The sequence below is a fragment of the Salinibacterium sp. G-O1 genome (genome assembly GCF_030063305.1).
Taxonomy (GTDB): domain Bacteria; phylum Actinomycetota; class Actinomycetes; order Actinomycetales; family Microbacteriaceae; genus Rhodoglobus.
Genome location: NZ_JASISV010000001.1, coordinates 791,353 through 807,241, shown reverse-complemented (window position 1 = coordinate 807,241; position 15,889 = coordinate 791,353). Strand labels below are relative to the sequence as shown.

At 64.2% G+C, this 15,889-nt stretch carries 14 protein-coding genes and 1 pseudogene; 6 read left to right on the top strand and 9 right to left on the bottom strand.

What is annotated here, in order from left to right:
• Positions 1-69: 69 nt before the first annotated feature.
• Together QMG83_RS03950 and QMG83_RS03945 are read left to right on the top strand one after the other, a co-directional pair.
• Positions 70-471 carry a (deoxy)nucleoside triphosphate pyrophosphohydrolase gene (locus tag QMG83_RS03950; RefSeq protein ID WP_283504039.1) on the top strand — a complete coding sequence of 134 codons (402 nt, stop codon included), beginning with the start codon at positions 70-72 and terminating at the stop codon, positions 469-471.
• Positions 468-3,401: a DUF3427 domain-containing protein gene (locus tag QMG83_RS03945; RefSeq protein ID WP_283504038.1), complete on the top strand. Its 2,934-nt coding sequence runs from the start codon at positions 468-470 to the stop codon at positions 3,399-3,401. The genes QMG83_RS03950 and QMG83_RS03945 overlap by 4 nt, the downstream gene beginning before the upstream one ends.
• A 316-nt stretch (positions 3,402-3,717) precedes the next feature.
• Here QMG83_RS03945 and QMG83_RS03940 read toward each other — a convergent pair whose 3' ends face one another.
• The 4 genes from QMG83_RS03940 to QMG83_RS03925 form a co-directional block, all read right to left on the bottom strand.
• Positions 3,718-3,915, bottom strand: coding sequence for a hypothetical protein (locus QMG83_RS03940; RefSeq protein ID WP_283504037.1), 198 nt, complete (start codon positions 3,913-3,915; stop codon positions 3,718-3,720).
• Positions 3,916-4,018: 103 nt separating this feature from the next.
• The gene (locus tag QMG83_RS03935) at positions 4,019-4,666 is read right to left on the bottom strand and encodes an FAD-binding oxidoreductase (protein WP_283504036.1); all 648 of its coding nucleotides are present in this window, start codon (positions 4,664-4,666) and stop codon (positions 4,019-4,021) included.
• On the bottom strand, positions 4,644-5,402 hold the full coding sequence (locus QMG83_RS03930; protein WP_283504035.1) for an FAD-binding oxidoreductase: 759 nt from the start codon (positions 5,400-5,402) through the stop codon (positions 4,644-4,646). The genes QMG83_RS03935 and QMG83_RS03930 overlap by 23 nt, the downstream gene beginning before the upstream one ends.
• Before the next feature lie 108 nt (positions 5,403-5,510).
• Complete coding sequence (locus QMG83_RS03925) at positions 5,511-6,920, bottom strand: MFS transporter (protein ID WP_283504034.1); 1,410 nt, start codon at positions 6,918-6,920, stop codon at positions 5,511-5,513.
• Positions 6,921-6,996: 76 nt separating this feature from the next.
• Here QMG83_RS03925 and QMG83_RS03920 point away from each other — a divergent pair, with 76 nt between their 5' ends.
• Both QMG83_RS03920 and QMG83_RS15405 read left to right on the top strand, forming a co-directional pair.
• Positions 6,997-7,170 (top strand): hypothetical protein, encoded by a 174-nt coding sequence (locus tag QMG83_RS03920; RefSeq protein WP_283504033.1) that lies wholly within the window; start codon positions 6,997-6,999, stop codon positions 7,168-7,170.
• A gap of 68 nt (positions 7,171-7,238) precedes the next feature.
• Positions 7,239-7,943, top strand: a pseudogene (locus tag QMG83_RS15405) (CPBP family intramembrane glutamic endopeptidase); the annotation flags it as partial.
• 117 nt (positions 7,944-8,060) lie between these two features.
• Here the strand turns inward: QMG83_RS15405 and QMG83_RS03910 are convergent.
• Positions 8,061-9,188, bottom strand: a complete 1,128-nt coding sequence (locus QMG83_RS03910) for an MFS transporter (RefSeq protein WP_283504032.1) — start codon at positions 9,186-9,188, stop codon at positions 8,061-8,063.
• A gap of 205 nt (positions 9,189-9,393) precedes the next feature.
• On the opposite strand from QMG83_RS03910, the gene purU reads away from it, so the two are divergent.
• Both purU and QMG83_RS03900 read left to right on the top strand, forming a co-directional pair.
• The gene (gene purU, locus QMG83_RS03905; RefSeq protein ID WP_283504031.1) at positions 9,394-10,263 is read left to right on the top strand and encodes a formyltetrahydrofolate deformylase; all 870 of its coding nucleotides are present in this window, start codon (positions 9,394-9,396) and stop codon (positions 10,261-10,263) included.
• Between the two features lie 98 nt (positions 10,264-10,361).
• Entirely contained in the window at positions 10,362-10,568 is a 207-nt protein-coding gene (locus QMG83_RS03900) for a dodecin family protein (protein WP_283504030.1), read from the top strand.
• Between the two features lie 24 nt (positions 10,569-10,592).
• Here QMG83_RS03900 and QMG83_RS03895 read toward each other — a convergent pair whose 3' ends face one another.
• The 4 genes from QMG83_RS03895 to QMG83_RS03880 all read right to left on the bottom strand — a co-directional run bounded on the left by QMG83_RS03895 (position 10,593) and on the right by QMG83_RS03880 (position 15,739).
• Entirely contained in the window at positions 10,593-11,657 is a 1,065-nt protein-coding gene (locus tag QMG83_RS03895; protein WP_283504029.1) for an aspartate-semialdehyde dehydrogenase, read from the bottom strand.
• A 45-nt stretch (positions 11,658-11,702) separates the two neighbouring features.
• Positions 11,703-12,968, bottom strand: a complete 1,266-nt coding sequence (locus tag QMG83_RS03890) for an aspartate kinase (RefSeq protein ID WP_283504028.1) — start codon at positions 12,966-12,968, stop codon at positions 11,703-11,705.
• Between the two features lie 101 nt (positions 12,969-13,069).
• Positions 13,070-13,669, bottom strand: a complete 600-nt coding sequence (gene recR / locus QMG83_RS03885) for a recombination mediator RecR (RefSeq protein ID WP_283504027.1) — start codon at positions 13,667-13,669, stop codon at positions 13,070-13,072.
• Positions 13,670-13,672: 3 nt separating this feature from the next.
• A complete protein-coding gene (locus tag QMG83_RS03880; RefSeq protein WP_283504026.1) occupies positions 13,673-15,739 on the bottom strand; it encodes a DNA polymerase III subunit gamma and tau in 2,067 nt (688 codons plus the stop codon).
• Between the last annotated feature and the right edge of the window lie 150 nt (positions 15,740-15,889).

Here is a 15,889-nt window from a genome sequence, read left to right as displayed (position 1 = left end):
CCCCCAATAGTCTTGGCCGGAGAACAGGCCATGTTTCTCGCCCTGCCCTCATATGCAAAAAGGAGCCACGTGAAAAAGCAGATTGACGTCGTCGGAGCGGTAGTTGTGCGCGACGGTCGGATCCTCTGCGCTCAACGCGGCCAAGCCGGTGCCCTTGCAGGGATGTGGGAGTTCCCCGGCGGAAAAATTGAGGTGGGCGAATCACCTTGTGAGGCCCTCCAGCGCGAGATCGTGGAAGAGCTTGGTTGCACGGTAGCTGTCGGGGAGGAAGTCGCCGTCACAACCCACGAATATGACTTTGGGATCGTGACGCTCACGACTTTCTACTGCGAGTTGGAGGAAGGCGATCCCGAGCTTTCGGAACACGAGGATATGGTCTGGCTACTGCCGCCCCAACTTCGTTCCCTGGAATGGGCACCCGCCGACCTCCCTGCCGTCGAGGCTATCGAGCTCAAGTTCAATTCCCTGTGACCGTCGATCTCAACGATCTCGAGCCCTTCGGGCGAGACATCGGCTTCGGATATCTCGACAAGAGCGTGCACTCGCCGCGGGAGTTTCAACCCAACCTCGTGTTGAACTCTGCCAATGACTCAGTGCTACGAGCCCTACGCTACGAGCTCAAACACGCCTCGTCGTTCACGTTTTCGGTGGCGTTCGTCTCAACGGCGGCGATCGCGCTGCTGAAGCAGGATTTGATCGACTTCGCCGGGGTCGGTCGGATCATTACGTCTGACTATCTAGGTTTCAATTCGCCCCAGGCGCTCGCGGAACTGCTGAACCTTAATCGGCTGGGTGTGGACGTTCGGATGCATTCGGACCCGGCGTTCCACGCGAAAGGATACGTCTTTCACCGCCCGCAAAGCGTCACCGCCATCCTCGGCAGTGCGAACTTGACCGCCGGGGCAATTACCCGCAATCACGAATGGAACTTACGCGTTTCTGCCTCGCGGGATAGCGATCTCGCGGAGCAGTTCACGAACCTCCTTGATGAGGGACTCGATCAATCCAGCCCACTTACGCAGCAGTGGATCGACGACTACGCCACGCGATTCACACCTCCGGTCACAACGAATCGGCACACTGCCCGGCATCGGGCTCGACGCGAATCTCTCAGCGCCCCGGAGCCCCCAGCTACGGAAATTGTGCCCAATGCGATGCAAACAGAAGCGCTTACGGCGATTGCGCGAGTGCGCGAAACAGGCAAGAGCAGAGCACTTATTGTTTCTGCAACCGGGACGGGCAAGACAATTCTGTCCGCGCTCGACGTGCGATCCGTCGGTCCGAAACGAATGCTCTTCGTCGCCCACCGTGAGCAGATTTTGGACCGTGCGATTCATGAATTCCGCCGCGTGCTCGGGGGCGACAGCGACCGCTTCGGAAAGCTTGCTGGCTCGACTCGGCAAAGTGATCGCCAGTTCGTGTTCGCCACGATCCAGACCCTCTCGCAGCAACACGTGCTTGATCAGCTAGACCCGGACGCGTTCGATTACGTGCTCATTGATGAGGTGCACCGTGCCGGCGCCGCGAGTTTTGATCGTGTACTTAATCACTTCCGGCCGAAGTTCCTTCTTGGAATGACTGCCACCCCCGAGCGCCCTGACGGCGTCAACATATTTGAGCTTTTTGACTACAACGTGCCCTATGAGATCAGACTCAAGAGCGCCTTGGAACTCAACATGTTGTCGCCCTTCCATTACTACGGGGTGGCCGACGTAACTTTCGTGGATGGCCAAACCACGACCGACGGCACCTCTCTCGCTCGACTTGTCGGCGCGGAACGGGTTGAGCACATCCTGGGTGCGCTGAACACTTATGGACAAGCGGGCGTAGCACCCCGAGGTCTGATCTTCTGCAGCAGGAAAGAAGAAGCACACGAACTCTCCTCCGAGCTAAACCGTCGCGTCCTTCATGGCTCCCAGTTGCGAACCATCGCGCTAACTGGTGATGACTCGATTGAGGATCGCGAGCGTGCCGTCGAACGCCTAGAGGAAGGAGAGCTCGACTACATCCTCACCGTCGACATTTTCAATGAAGGCGTCGACATACCGTCCATCAACCAGGTTGTGATGCTGCGCCAAACCCAGTCCAGCATTGTCTTCGTTCAACAACTTGGTAGGGGCCTCCGACATGCGCCGGGTAAGAGATATCTCGTCGTCATCGATTTCATCGGCAATTACGAGAACAACTACCTCATTCCCATCGCGCTCTTCGGCGACCAGTCCTTGAATAAGGAATCGCTCCGAAAGAATCTCATTGCCGCTCAGGAGGTAGGCGTGATCGCCGGACTTTCGAGCGTGAGATTCGACCGGGTCGCCCAGGAGAGAGTGCTCCGTTCCCTAGCAAGCTCCAAGATCGACAGTTTTCAAAATCTCAAGGCGGCAATAGAAACAATCCGAAACCGTGTTGGTCGGACGCCGATGCTCCTCGACTTCGTGCGCTTCGACACGGTGGACCCGATAATTCTGGCTACGAAAGTCGGTAACTACCCGCTGCTGGTCTCCAAATTGTTCAAAGAGGAGTCGGGGCTATCCGCAGATCAATCAAGTTACCTTTCAGTCATCACCAGGGAGTTGCTCACCGCTAAGCGCCCTCATGAACTCGCTCTTCTAAAACTGCTCATCAGCGGCGGTACTCAAAGCCGGGAGTCGATCGTCGACGAGTTGTCCAGGTCGGGACTGCAAGTGTCCGACTCAACCGTCAGTAGCGCCATCCGAAGTCTTGCGCTCAGTTTCAATACTGCCTCGGAAAAACATCAATTTAGGATAGACCGGCTCGCCTATGCCGACGCCGAAGGAGGTGCGCGCCTGGACGACACATTCGCGCGCTACTATCGCGATTCTGCGGCGTTCCAGCGGAATGTGGACGACGCGATCGAAACAGGGTTAGCCCTCATCAACGAACGCTACCTCCCGGACCGCCCGTTCACGCCGGGAATGCAATACTCCCGAAAAGACGCGAGCAGACTACTCAACTGGTCGTCGAACATGTACTCGACGATCTACGGATACAGAGTGGATCAGTCGACCTTCACGTGTCCGATCTTTGTCACGCTTCACAAATCGGACGAAGTGGCCGCCAGCACAGCGTACGAGGACGAATTGCTGGATCCTCGTACCTTCCTCTGGTATTCAAAGAGCAAGCGCACCCTCACGAGTCCCGACGTGCAGCCCATCGTCCAGAACGCCGTAGAACTGCACGTCTTCGCGAAGAAGTCGGATGCCGAAGGTAGCGACTTCTATTATTTGGGCCGAGCCCGCTCCGCGGATGCAGAACAAACAACGATGCCTGCTAGTGACGGGAAGCCACTCTCGGTCGTGAGGATGCATCTGGGGTTCGAAGAAGCTGTCAGTCCAGCTCTGTTCGACTACTTTCACAGCACCTTTACCAGCGGCAGCGCATGAGGAGCCTCGGCCCAGTAGTTCATGGGCCTCAGCAACTACCAGTCGCGCGGAGGAGCTGAGGACTGCTGAGGCTGTCGCGACCCGATCTTTGTTCCTGGGAAATAGAACTCGTGAAGCCCACGACGGACTGATCGCCAGATGATTGTGTAGACGAGAAAAATGCAGAGGACAAAAACGCCGGCGACCACAGCCAAATAGAGCCCAAACGCAGCCAGAAACGCACCAAGGACTACCGAAACGTCAGGCGAGTACTGGCTGAACATTCCTCGATATTAGCGACCGTTGCGCAATCGCCGCCTACCCCAGTTCGGGTTCCCTACGCCGCGAGCGCGTGCTGCTGCTCGACAACCTCGCTCAGGCTGCCGTCGTCGTTCATGCGAAGAGCAGCCGCCGGTGCCAACGGCAGCGCGCTGACCTTCCGTGCGAACAACGTGAACACGAGCCCCACGATGATGGCGGCAACGATCGGCACACCGAGCAGCAGGAAAGTTCCCCCGGTCAAGAATTCATACATTTCGTCCCCCAAAATTTGTCTCCAGCAGAGACACTTTTCACGGTACCCGCGCGGTTGTGGCCGCGCGATCCCCCTTAGGGGTGCCGTCGATCCGGGGCGTCCGCTAGCGCGCCAGGCTCGGCTCGATGTTGTGGTTGTGGTGGAACACGTTGTCGGGATCGTACTGATCCTTCACCGCAACCAGACGCTCGTAGTTGTCGGCACCGAAGCCGGCGATCGTGCGCGCGCGGCCCTCGTCGCCGATGAAGTTGAGGTACACGGATCCGGTCGCCCATTCGGCCACGTCGCCGCACAAATTGTGGGTGAACGTGATCATCCGCTCATCGTCGGCGGGGTCATCCCAAATTCCTAATGGATGAATGATCCACGACGCTGCTCGCCACGGCACCGGGTACCCGCTCGGGCCGTCGCCGACGGCACCACCCTGACGGGCCATCGCGATCGCCGAGGATGACGGCACCACCATGTCACCCGCCCGAGCGCAGACGCGGTCGATCGCCTCATCGGGGAGGTCGAAGAGGTATTCGGCTGAGTAGTAGTTGCGCATCCCAGCCGGATCGTCGAATGACGAATTGAGGTCTGCATAGGGCATCTCCGCAATCATCTCTGCCAGGTGCCCGTGGCCCATCATCGGGGCCATAGCGATGCGCGCGCCGGCCTCCGGCCCGGTGAACACCATTACGACAACTATCGCGAGCTGGCCGCGGAGGTGCTCGGGAACGAACTCCTCATCGGGTCCGGTGAGGAACATCAGCCCCCCCGCCGATCGCGTTCGGTGCGGTCATCATGAAGTCGCGGAAGGCACGTCCGACCGCTGGCCCCTCGGCGGGATCCCAAAACAGCATGGCGAGCGTGGCACTGGGCAGCGGGTGAAGGCGCATGGTCAGCGAGGTGACGACACCGAAGTTGCCGCCTCCGCCGTGCAGAGCCCAAAAGAGCTCGGTATTTTCTTCGTTGCTGGCGTGCACACGCTCACCGCTCGCGGTGACCAGATCGGCCGAAACGAGGTTGTCGCACGCGAGCCCGAAGGCACGATCCAGCCAGCCGCCGCCACCCCCGAAGACGAGGCCGCCCACGCCGGTTGACGAGACGCGCCCGCCCGTCGTGGCCAGCCCGAACGGCTTGCCCGCCTGGTCGAGATCCGACATCGTGGCACCGCCGCCCACAGTCACCGTGGACATCTTCGCGTCCACCGTCGCGCTGTTCAGGAGGCGAAGGTCGATGACGAGGCCATCGTCGACGAGCGCCGCGCCGGCGACACCGTGCCCGCCGCCCCGCACCGAGATCTCCATCCCGGCATTTCGGGCGGCCTGGATGGCGGCGACGACATCCTTCACCGAAGCGCACTGCGCGATCACGGCCGGATGCCTGTCGATCATGGCATTGAAAATTGCGCGTGCCTGGTCGTAGTCTTCGTCAACCGCGGTGATGATGCGTCCCGCGAAATTCGGCGTTAATTCGCTGACAACAGTCTCTGGCGTTCCCATGATCTGGGATCCTTCCGCTAGGTCGAATGACCCCCCGGATGGGCGCGATGGGTTGCCGCCCGTGGCCCACTCTTCTCCTCTCCTGCGAGGGTGTCAACCAGTCGTGCGCTACTCCGCGGAACGGGCCACCGGTGTGCGCGGCATCACGACGACGGCGACCACAGCAGCCGCGGCCGCCACCAGCACCGCGACGAACACCGCTGTCGAACCGGCGGTGATGGTCGCGGGCGAAAGCGACGCAGCATCCCCCTCGCCGAAGATCGAGTTGGCGATGGCGCCGAAGATGGCCACGCCGATCGCGCTGCCGACGGAGCGGGCGAACATGTTGGTGCCGGTGACAACGCCGCGCTCATTCCAGGGAACGCTGGACTGTGCGGCGATCAGTGTCGGCACCGCCACCAGACCCATGCCGAGGCCCACGATGAAGCAGCTGATCGCCACGATCACGACGGAGGGCGTGGCGCCGAAAACGGCGAGCGTGAGTGCGCCAAGCACCACGAGACTGATGCCGATCAGGCTGGTGTTTTTGAAGCCGATGCGGAGGTAGAAACGTCCGGAATAGGCCGCAGCGATCGGCCAGCCGAGGGTGAGAGCACCCAGGGCAAGGCCCGCCAGCAGGGGAGGTGCACCCAACGAACCCTCGAGGTAGGTCGGCACATACGAGGTCAGCCCGATGAGGATCGCGCCGACGCCGAGGCCCACGAGTGTGGTGGTGAGCAGAAGGCGACGCGAGAACACCCACAGTGGCAGGATCGGCTCGGCCGCCCTCGTCTCGGCGAGAACGAACGCCGCGAGCAGCAGCCCGCCAACACCGAACGCGGCGAACGATTGCGGCGAATCCCATGCCCACGTCTGCCCACCCTGAAGCACCGCGAGGATGATCAGGGTCAGGGAGGCGGTCAACAGCACGGCCCCGAGGTAGTCGACCTTGTGCTTGCGCGGCTCCACCTTCTCGTGAAAGAAGCGGATGAGCATCCACCCCGCAATGATGCACAGCGGAACGTTGAGGAAGAAGACCCCGCGCCACGCGTCGAGCTGCGCGAACGTGCCCCCGAGCAGAGGGCCAACCACCGACGAAATTCCCCACACGCTCGCGAGGTAACCCTGCACCTTGGCGCGCTCGGTCAGGGAATAGATGTCGCCGACGATCGTGATCGACATTGGCTGCACGGCGCCAGCACCAAGCCCCTGCACAGCGCGGAACGCGATCAGGGCGGGCATACTCCACGCGAAACCGCACAGAATCGACCCGAGCAGAAACACCGCAATACCGAACAGGATGATCGGCTTGCGCCCAACCACGTCCGACAGCTTCGCGTAGATGGGCACGGTCACGGCCTGCGCCAGCAGGTACACGCTGAACAGCCACGGAAACAGAGCGAAATCGCCCAGATCGTTCACGATGGTCGGGATCGCGGTGGCAAGAACCGTCGCGTCGATCGCCACCAGGGCAGCCGTCACCATGAGGGAAATCAGGATGGGGCCGCGCTCGGAGCGGAATCCAACGTCGGCGGTCATTATGAGGATAAGTCTGCGGTATGCCCACACATTCCCGTGACCAGCTCGCTCGCCAGCGCGCTGTTAGTGTGGCGCAATGCCCACCCCTGACGACACCGCGGATGCGCACCGGAAACGCGCGGAAGAAGTGGTGCAAGCGCTGGCCGCTGGTGCAAATTTGGGCGAGGAAACCCTCAAGCTGTCGAACGAGTTCACCGACGCCTGGACGAGCCGCATCGCCGCCAAATTGAAGCGCATTTTTCGGCGCTAAGCTTTCGACCGCCACCCGGCTCGGCTCGTTGGTGTTCGCTTCCCAGCCGCAAGTGACAGCATGGTCACATGCTCGACCCGAATTGGGCGTTTACCCCGCCCCTGCTGTGGCTTGCGCTCGCCGCAATGCTCGCGCTGCTCGTGGTGCGCACGGTTCGCAAAGACCGGCGCGAATACCAGCAGTTCAAGCGCTACCGCGGGACCGTCAAACGGCAGGCCAGGTTCCGCAAGTGGCTGCGCGAATCCCTGTTCACGTTCGGCGGCATCTCGCTCGCCGTGCTGCTGCTCGCGGGAACATACGTCGGCCCCCTGCTGGCGCAGCTGCAGACGTGGCCGGGGGTGCCTGGCATCCGGGGCTTCATTGCGGACAGCCCAGGCCTGGTCGGTGGCGTCATCACCGGACTGGTCGTCGCGGTCGCAGTACTCACGTGGATAGCGGCCCGCGACGCGCGACGTGACAACGACCGCATCGTCTCGGTCGGCGACATCCAGGCGATGCTCCCCCGCAACCGGCAGGAGCTGGGGCTCGGCGCACTGCTGTCGATCAACGCCGGAATCGTCGAGGAGCTCGCGTTTCGCCTCGCCGTCCCCGCGCTCGTTTTCGGCGCCACCGGCAACGCCATCGCGGCCGTCGTCTTCTCGTCGCTGCTGTTCGGCGGTCTGCACCTCTACCAGGGCGCCATCGGCATCATCGGCACCACCCTCGTCGGCGCGCTGTTCATGGCGCTCTATGTGATCACCGGCAGCATCGTGGCACCCATCGTGCTGCACGTGCTCGTCGACCTGCGCTCGCTCGTGCTCATCCCGATCGCGGTGATGGGCGTGCACACAGTAGATGGCCGGCTGCACCCCTGGCTGCCGGCCGTGCCGCGCGCAGCTAGTGCGCCGGCCTCACCGGACGGCGCGGGACCGCCGCCGCAGCCACACGGCAACCACGAGGATGAGGGCGAATCCGAGGATGGTAATCGCGACATCCACAAAGGGAAGAACGCCGATACCCCAACCGTCGAGCACCGCACCGCCGACCAGCGCCCCGCCACCGATCGCCACGTTGAATGACGTCGTGAAGTAGGCGGCCGCTGCATCGCGGACCCTCACCGACGCGGTGTGCATCATTCGCGCCTGCATCAGCGATGGCAGCGCGCCAAACGCCATCCCCCAGACGAAGATCGCCGCGAGAACCACGCCCGTCGCTGTCGTGAAGGTGCCGATCACCAGCACCGCCGCCATCACCAGCGCCACGGCACCGATGAGGGCCAGCTGCGGGAACCGGTCGCCGATCGTTCCCGCGAGCACGAGTCCGAGGGCGCCAGCAACGCCGTAGAGGAAGAGCACGCCGGCCACACCTCCGGGATCGATGCCGACCGGGCCGATCAGGTACGGCGCGATGTACGTGTAGAAGAGGTTGTGTCCGAACGCGATCAGAATCAGGATGATGCCGACCGCGATGACCGCAGGAACCGTGCGGTCTTTGCGCATGGGGATCGCGATTTCGCCCGTCGACAGCACGACGCCGTGCGACACCGCCGGCAGCAGCTTTATCGTGACGAGAGTCAGGATGATGACGATCGCGGCGATGCTGCCGAACGCGAGCCTCCAGCCGACGGCGTGGCCGATCGCGGTGCCGAGCGGCACGCCCAGCACGAACGCTGCTGTGCCCCCTCCGCCGGTGATCGCAATCGCGCGGCCGAGCTGATGCTTCGGAACCAGGTGCGCCGAGTACGCGCCCACCACCGCCCAGAAGAGCCCGTGCGCGAGACCGCCGAGCACTCTCGCGCCGATGAGCATCTCGTAGTTCGGCGCGAGCGCCGCGAGCACATTGGCCACCGCGAAGACGATCAGCACGACAATGATGAGGAACTTGCGCGAATACTGGCGGGTGAGCACGCTGAGCGGTGCAGCACTCAGCACGACCGTGCCCGCGAAGACCGTCACGAGCAGTCCGACCTGCGACTCTGACACGCGCAGCTCTTCCGAGATCTCGGGAAGCAGCCCGGTGGGAAGGAACTCGCTGGTCACCGAGGTGAAGATCAGCGCGGAAAGGGTGAGCAGACCTGCCCAGGGAAAAATGGTTGTTGGAGTAGTTCGTGGCGCGCCCATAGAGGCGAAATCCGTTCGGTGGAAGTGGTGCGTTCGCCGCCCGCGGGACGACGCGGGCCATGCGCCGTCACGACAAGCCTACTTGCCAGACGGCGTAGAGGCCCGGCGACGCTAATCTTGCCTCGTGCCTGAAACCTCTGCCGCGACATCCACCCACTGGATTTTGACCCTTGTTTGCGACGACCAGCCCGGAATCGTCAACGCCGTCAGCGGCGCGATCGTGTCGGCGCGCGGCAACATCACCGAGTCGCAGCAGTTCTCCAGCGCAGACACCGGCCGCTTCTTCATGCGACTGCAGGTCGAGTCAGACGCCTCGAAGGCCACCTTCGAGGCCGCGTTGGCGCCGGTGACGGAGCGGTACGGGATGACCTGGGTGCTCGACATCGTCGGACGCCCCCTGCGCACCCTCGTGTTGGTCTCGAAGGCCGGCCATTGCCTCAACGACCTGCTCTACCGCGAACGCGCCGGGCAGCTCGCGGTCGACCTGCCGCTGGTGATGAGCAACCACCCCGACCTGTCCAGCCTGGCAACCTTCTACGACGTGCCATTCGAGGCACACCCCGTCACGAGCCCCGGCCAGAAGCTGGCCTTCGAGCAGCGCGTGCTCGAGGTGGTGGAGGAGCACAACATCGAGCTCGTCGTGCTGGCGCGCTACATGCAGATCGTCTCCCCCGAACTGTGTGCGGCGCTCGGCGGGAAGGCCATCAACATCCATCACTCGTTCCTGCCCGGATTCAAGGGCGCCAACCCCTACAAGCAGGCGCATGCGCGCGGCGTGAAACTCATCGGGGCGACCGCCCACTTCGTGACGAGCGACCTCGACGAGGGGCCGATCATCGAGCAGAACGTGGTGCGCGTCGATCACTCCCGCAACGCGAGCGAGCTCGTCGCGATCGGTCAGGATGAAGAATCGCGCACCCTCACGCAGGCCGTGAAATGGTTCTCGGAACACCGCGTGCTGCTCGATGGGGCGCGGACGATCATCTTCCGCTGACGCCGAAAACGGGCGCGCGTTACGCTTGATGGTGACGATGAGCGGCGGTCAGCCGATCACCTCTCGTCGTTGATAGTGCCGTCAACGAGGAGGAAACTATGTCATCCGTCGCGAGAATCACCACACTCAACGTCCGTTCAGAGGTCGGATTCGACGACGCGGTCGCCACCGGAATCGCGCGAGCCGGCAAGACGCTGCGCGGGGTAACCGGGGCTTGGGTCAAGGAACAGAAGGTCGAAGTCACCGACGGAGCGATTGCCGCATGGCATGTCGTGCTCGAAGTGACGTTCGTACTCGACGACTAGAAACGGTCGACCGGGCTGGCTGACCTACGCGACGCTGGTGCTCAGCTTCGCGGCGACCAGCTCGGCGATCTGCACGGCGTTCAGCGCCGCACCCTTGCGCAGGTTGTCGTTGCTGATGAACAGGGCGAGTCCGCGACCGTTCGGCACGCCCTCGTCCTGACGGATACGACCCACATAGCTCGGGTCTTTACCGGCCGCCTCGAGCGGCGTCGGGATGTCGGTGAGCACCACGCCCGCGGCATCCTGAAGCAGTTCCTTCGCGCGCGCCACGCTCAGCGGGTTCGCGAACTCGGCGTTGATCGCCAGCGAGTGACCGGTGAACACCGGCACGCGCACGCAGGTGCCGCTGACGAGCAGCTCGGGCAGTTCGAGAATCTTGCGGCTCTCGTTGCGGAGCTTCTTCTCCTCGTCGGTCTCGAACAAGCCATCGTCGACGAGGTTGCCCGCGAACGGGATCACGTCGAACGCGATGGTCTTCGGGAAGCTCTTCGCCTCCGGGAAGTCGATAGCGGATCCATCGTGCACAAGGCTGCGGGGATCCTGCTCGATCGCGGCCTTGGCCTGCGCGTACAGCTCCTCGCCGCCGACGAGGCCAGCACCGGAGACGGCCTGGTACGTGCTGACGATGAGTCGCTGAAGGCCGGCCTCGGTGTCGAGCACCTTGAGCACGGGCATCGCGGCCATAGTGGTGCAGTTCGGGTTGGCGATGATGCCGCCCAGGGCGTCGTCGATCGCGTGCGGGTTGACCTCACTGACGACGAGCGGCACCTCGGGGTCCATCCGGAACGCGGACGAGTTGTCGATGACGGTGACGCCGGCGGCAGCGAACCGCGGAGCCTGCGCGCGGGAGGTGGTTGCGCCAGCGGAGAAGATCGCGATGTCAAGGCCGGTCGGGTCTGCGGTCGACGCGTCTTCGACGGTGATCTGCTCACCCTTGAACTCGAGGGTGGTGCCCGCGCTTCGCGCGCTGGCGAAGAAGCGGATCTCGGCAATAGCGACGTCGCGCTCTTCGAGAAGGCGGCGCACAACGGCACCGACCTGGCCTGTGGCGCCCACGACGCCGATACGAACCGGGCTGATGTTGCTCATGGCGATAATTCTCTCACGCCCGCTGGCCGCGTTACGGCACGGTGGCTAGCGGCCGGTTCCTCCGTGCACGAGAGCTTCCACGTCGCCGTCGAGACCGAACGCCGTGTGAACCACGCGCACGGCATCGTTGACGGTATCTGCGCGGGTGACCACCGAGATCCTGATCTCACTGGTCGAAATCATCTCGATGTTGATGCCGGCCTCGAACAGGGCGGTGAAGAGCATCGCCGACACCCCGGCGTTCGTGCGCATGCCGGCGCCGACGACCGCGAGCTTCGCGATCTGGTCGTCGTGCTGCAGCGACGTGAAGCCGATGTCTTCCTTGTGCTCGTTGAGCGCGGCCATGGCGGCCTGGGCGTCGGACTTGGGGCAGGTGAACGAGATGTCGGTGAGTCCGGTGCTGGCGGATGACACGTTCTGCACGATCATGTCGATGTTGACGTTCGAGCGCGCAATGAGCGTGAAGATCTGCGCGGCCTTACCCGGCATGTCGGGCACGCCCACGACCGTGATCTTGGCCTCGCTGAGGTCTGCGGCGACTCCGGTGACGATCGGCTCTTCCACGTTTTCTCCTTCGATCGGGTTCACGACCAGCGTGCCCTCGTTGTTATTGAACGACGACCGCACGTGCAGCGTCACACCGTGCCTGCGGGCATATTCCACCGCGCGTATGTACAACACCTTGGCGCCTGTCGCCGCGAGCTCGAGCATCTCTTCGCTCGTGATCCTGTCGAGTTTTCTGGCGGATGCCACCACTCGCGGGTCGGCAGTGTAGATGCCATCCACGTCGGTGTAGATCTCGCACACGTCGGCATTGAGGGCGGCGGCGAGGGCGACGGCTGTGGTGTCGGATCCGCCGCGGCCGAGGGTAGTGATATCCCCGGTGCCGCGGTTGAAACCCTGGAACCCGGCAACAATCGCCACGGCACCATCATCGAGGGCCTCGCGAACCCGCTTCGGCGACACCTCCACGATGCGCGCGGACCCGTGCTGGGCATCCGTCACCATGCCGGCCTGGCTGCCGGTGTAGCTGCGGGCCTCGATACCGAGGCTGCGGATGGCCATCGCCAGCAGCGCCATGGCGATGCGCTCCCCCGCGGTGAGAAGCATGTCGAGCTCGCGGCCGGTAGGGATGGGCACGACCTGCTTGGCGAGGTCGAGCAGTTCGTCGGTGGTGTCGCCCATCGCCGAGACGACGACGACAACCTCGTTGCCTGCCTTGCGGGTCTCGACGATGCGCTTGGCGACGCGCTTGATGCTCTCGGCATCGGCGACCGACGAGCCCCCGAACTTCTGGACAATGAGGCTCACGTGGTTCTCCTGCGGAAAAGTTTTGGCCTCGTAGACGGCCCAAAAGTAGATTCTAGCGGTGACACATGTTGCTGGGTCGCACGGTGCCGGAAGCTCGGGCTCTAGTTCTGCACAACCCGGCGTCCCTCGAAGGCGCGCCCGAGGGTGACCTCATCGGCGTACTCCAGGTCGCCGCCCACCGGCAGCCCGGACGCGAGGCGTGTGACGCGAAGGTTCGGATACTGCAGCAGCCGCGTGAGATAGGTCGCCGTCGCTTCGCCCTCGAGATTGGGGTCCGTGGCGATGATGACCTCGGTCACCGAGCCGTCCGCGAGCCGGCCGACGAGCTGCTTGATCCGCAGGTCGTCGGGGCCGATGCCGTCGATGGGGCTGATCGCGCCGCCGAGCACGTGGTACAGCCCCTTGAACTCGCGGGTTCGCTCGATCGCCACGACATCCTTGGCCTCCTCGACCACACAGATCGTGACGTGCGAGCGGCGCGGATCGCGGCAGATCGAGCAGGTCTGCTCTTCGGTGACGTTGCCGCAGATGTCGCAGAACCGCACCTTATCGCGAACGTCGCGCAGCACCTCAGACAGGCGCGTGACATCAAAGCTCTGCGTCTGCAGGATGTGGAACGCGATGCGCTGGGCAGACTTGGGCCCGATGCCGGGGAGCCGGCCGAGCTCGTCGATCAGTTCCTGAACGATTCCGTCGTACATGGTTTAGTCGTCTCTCGGCATCGGCACCACGCGGGGGGCGACAGCCTGCTCCTCGATGAACGTTGCTCCGAGCAGCTGGCGCACCACGGCCTCACCGTAGCGAGCGTTCGTGGATGGCGCGGCGGTGGTTTTGGCGGCCGGCGCGGGTGGCGTGGCCTGCGTGGCGGGCTGCGCAGCCTGGGTCTTGGGCGCATCGGCCCGCGCCTCCGGCCGCGCGGACTTCTGTGGAGCCGCCGACGGCTTCTTCTCGCCGAGCCCCGAAACCTCGGCGCGCTCCGGCATCGGCTCCGAATCCGGGATGGATGCGACGGCCCAGCCGCCGCCCTCGGTCGGAGGGAAATCGTCGGCGGGGGGTTCTTCGGTGGAGAGCGCGGGCGGTGCAGCATGCTGTTGCGCTGCTGAGGCATCCACTCTGGCGATGAAGGCGGGCTCGAAGCCGAGCACCTGCACGAACGCCTTCTTGAGCAGCTCGCCGACACCCTGCCCGGGCGCCGCCTGCTGCTTGAGCGCGTCGACATCCCGCTGGCTCGCGAACGACAGCACGAGCACATTGTTGTCGCGAAGTTCGAGCGGCTTCGCGGTGAAGACGACCATCCACGCGTTGAGGCGCGCGTCTTTGACGACCTCGAGAATTTCGGTCCACGCGTCTTTGACCTGCGCGAGGGTGACGGGGCCGACCGGCACAGAGATCACCGGGTCAATCGACCGGATCTCCGGCACGGGCTGCGCCGCGGGCGTCGCGACGGGAGGTGCGGCTGCGGCCGCGGCTGCGGCTGCGGCCGGAGGCTTCTCGGCTGCAGGCGCCTGGACCGCCGGGGCCGCGGCACGCGGAGCAGCGACTGCCGGCCCTTGAACTGCCGGAGCCTGAGCTGCGGGACCAGGCGCGGACGCAGTGCCACCCGCACCCTCGACCCCGACGCGGCGCTCGAGGCGCTCGACCCTGGCGAGCGCTCCGCGCTGGGTGTCGTCGCTGGCCGGGACCAGGATGCGCGCGACCATGAGCTCGAGATGGAGCCGCGGCGAGGTGGCCCCGGTCATCTCCGTAAGGGCGGAGTTGACGGCATCCGCAGCCCTGGAAAGCTCAGCCTGGCCGAAGGCCGCAGACTGGGCGGCCATGCGGTCGAGCTGGTCTTGCGGAACACCCCTGAGTACCGACGCCGCGTTACCGGAGGTCGCCGCAACGATGATGAGGTCGCGAAGTCGTTCGAGCAGGTCTTCGACGAATCGGCGGGGGTCTTGCCCGGTCTGGATGACGCGATCGACAGCACCGAACGCGGCGGCAGCGTCGCGCGAGCCGATGGCGTCGACGGCCTCGTCGAGCAGCGCGCCGTGGGTGTAGCCGAGCAGCGCGACAGCGCGCTCGTAGTCGACGGTGTCGCTCTCGGACCCGGCAATGAGCTGATCGAGCAGCGACAGCGTGTCTCGCACCGAGCCACCGCCAGCGCGAACGACGAGCGGCAGCACGCCGGCCTCGACGTGCACCTTCTCGCTCTCGCAGAGCTGCTGCACATAGTCGAGCATTTGGGCGGGCGGAACCAGCCGGAAGGGGTAGTGGTGGGTGCGCGAGCGGATCGTGCCGATGACCTTCTCGGGTTCGGTCGTCGCGAAGATGAACTTCACGTGCTCCGGGGGCTCTTCCACGATCTTGAGCAGGGCGTTGAAGCCCTGCGGGGTGACCATGTGCGCCTCATCGAGGATGAAGATCTTGAACCTGTCGCGGGCCGGTGCGAACACCGCACGCTCGCGCAGGTCGCGTGCGTCATCCACGCCGTTGTGCGACGCGGCGTCGATCTCGACCACATCGAGCGAACCACTGCCGTCGCGGGCCAGCTCGACACAGCTGGGGCACACGCCGCAGGGGGTGTCTGTGGGGCCCTCAACACAGTTGAGGCAGCGGGCCAGGATGCGGGCCGACGTCGTCTTGCCGCACCCTCGGGGTCCGCTGAAAAGGTAGGCGTGGTTCACGCGGTCTGTGCGCAGCGCGGTGCGCAGCGGATCGGTCACCTGAGACTGGCCGATCAGCTCGGCGAACGTCTCTGGCCGGTAACGGCGATACAGGGCTGCAACCACGAGTCAACAGTAGCCGCCACCGCCGACCTTCAGGAGTCGGGTGGGCCCTGGGCCGCCCGGGTCGCGCGCCTCCCGCATCCAAATGAAGGAGATTTCTGAGAACTGGGCCGAATCTCCGCGCGCGGGCGCTCCAAGTGCGGAATTCTCCTT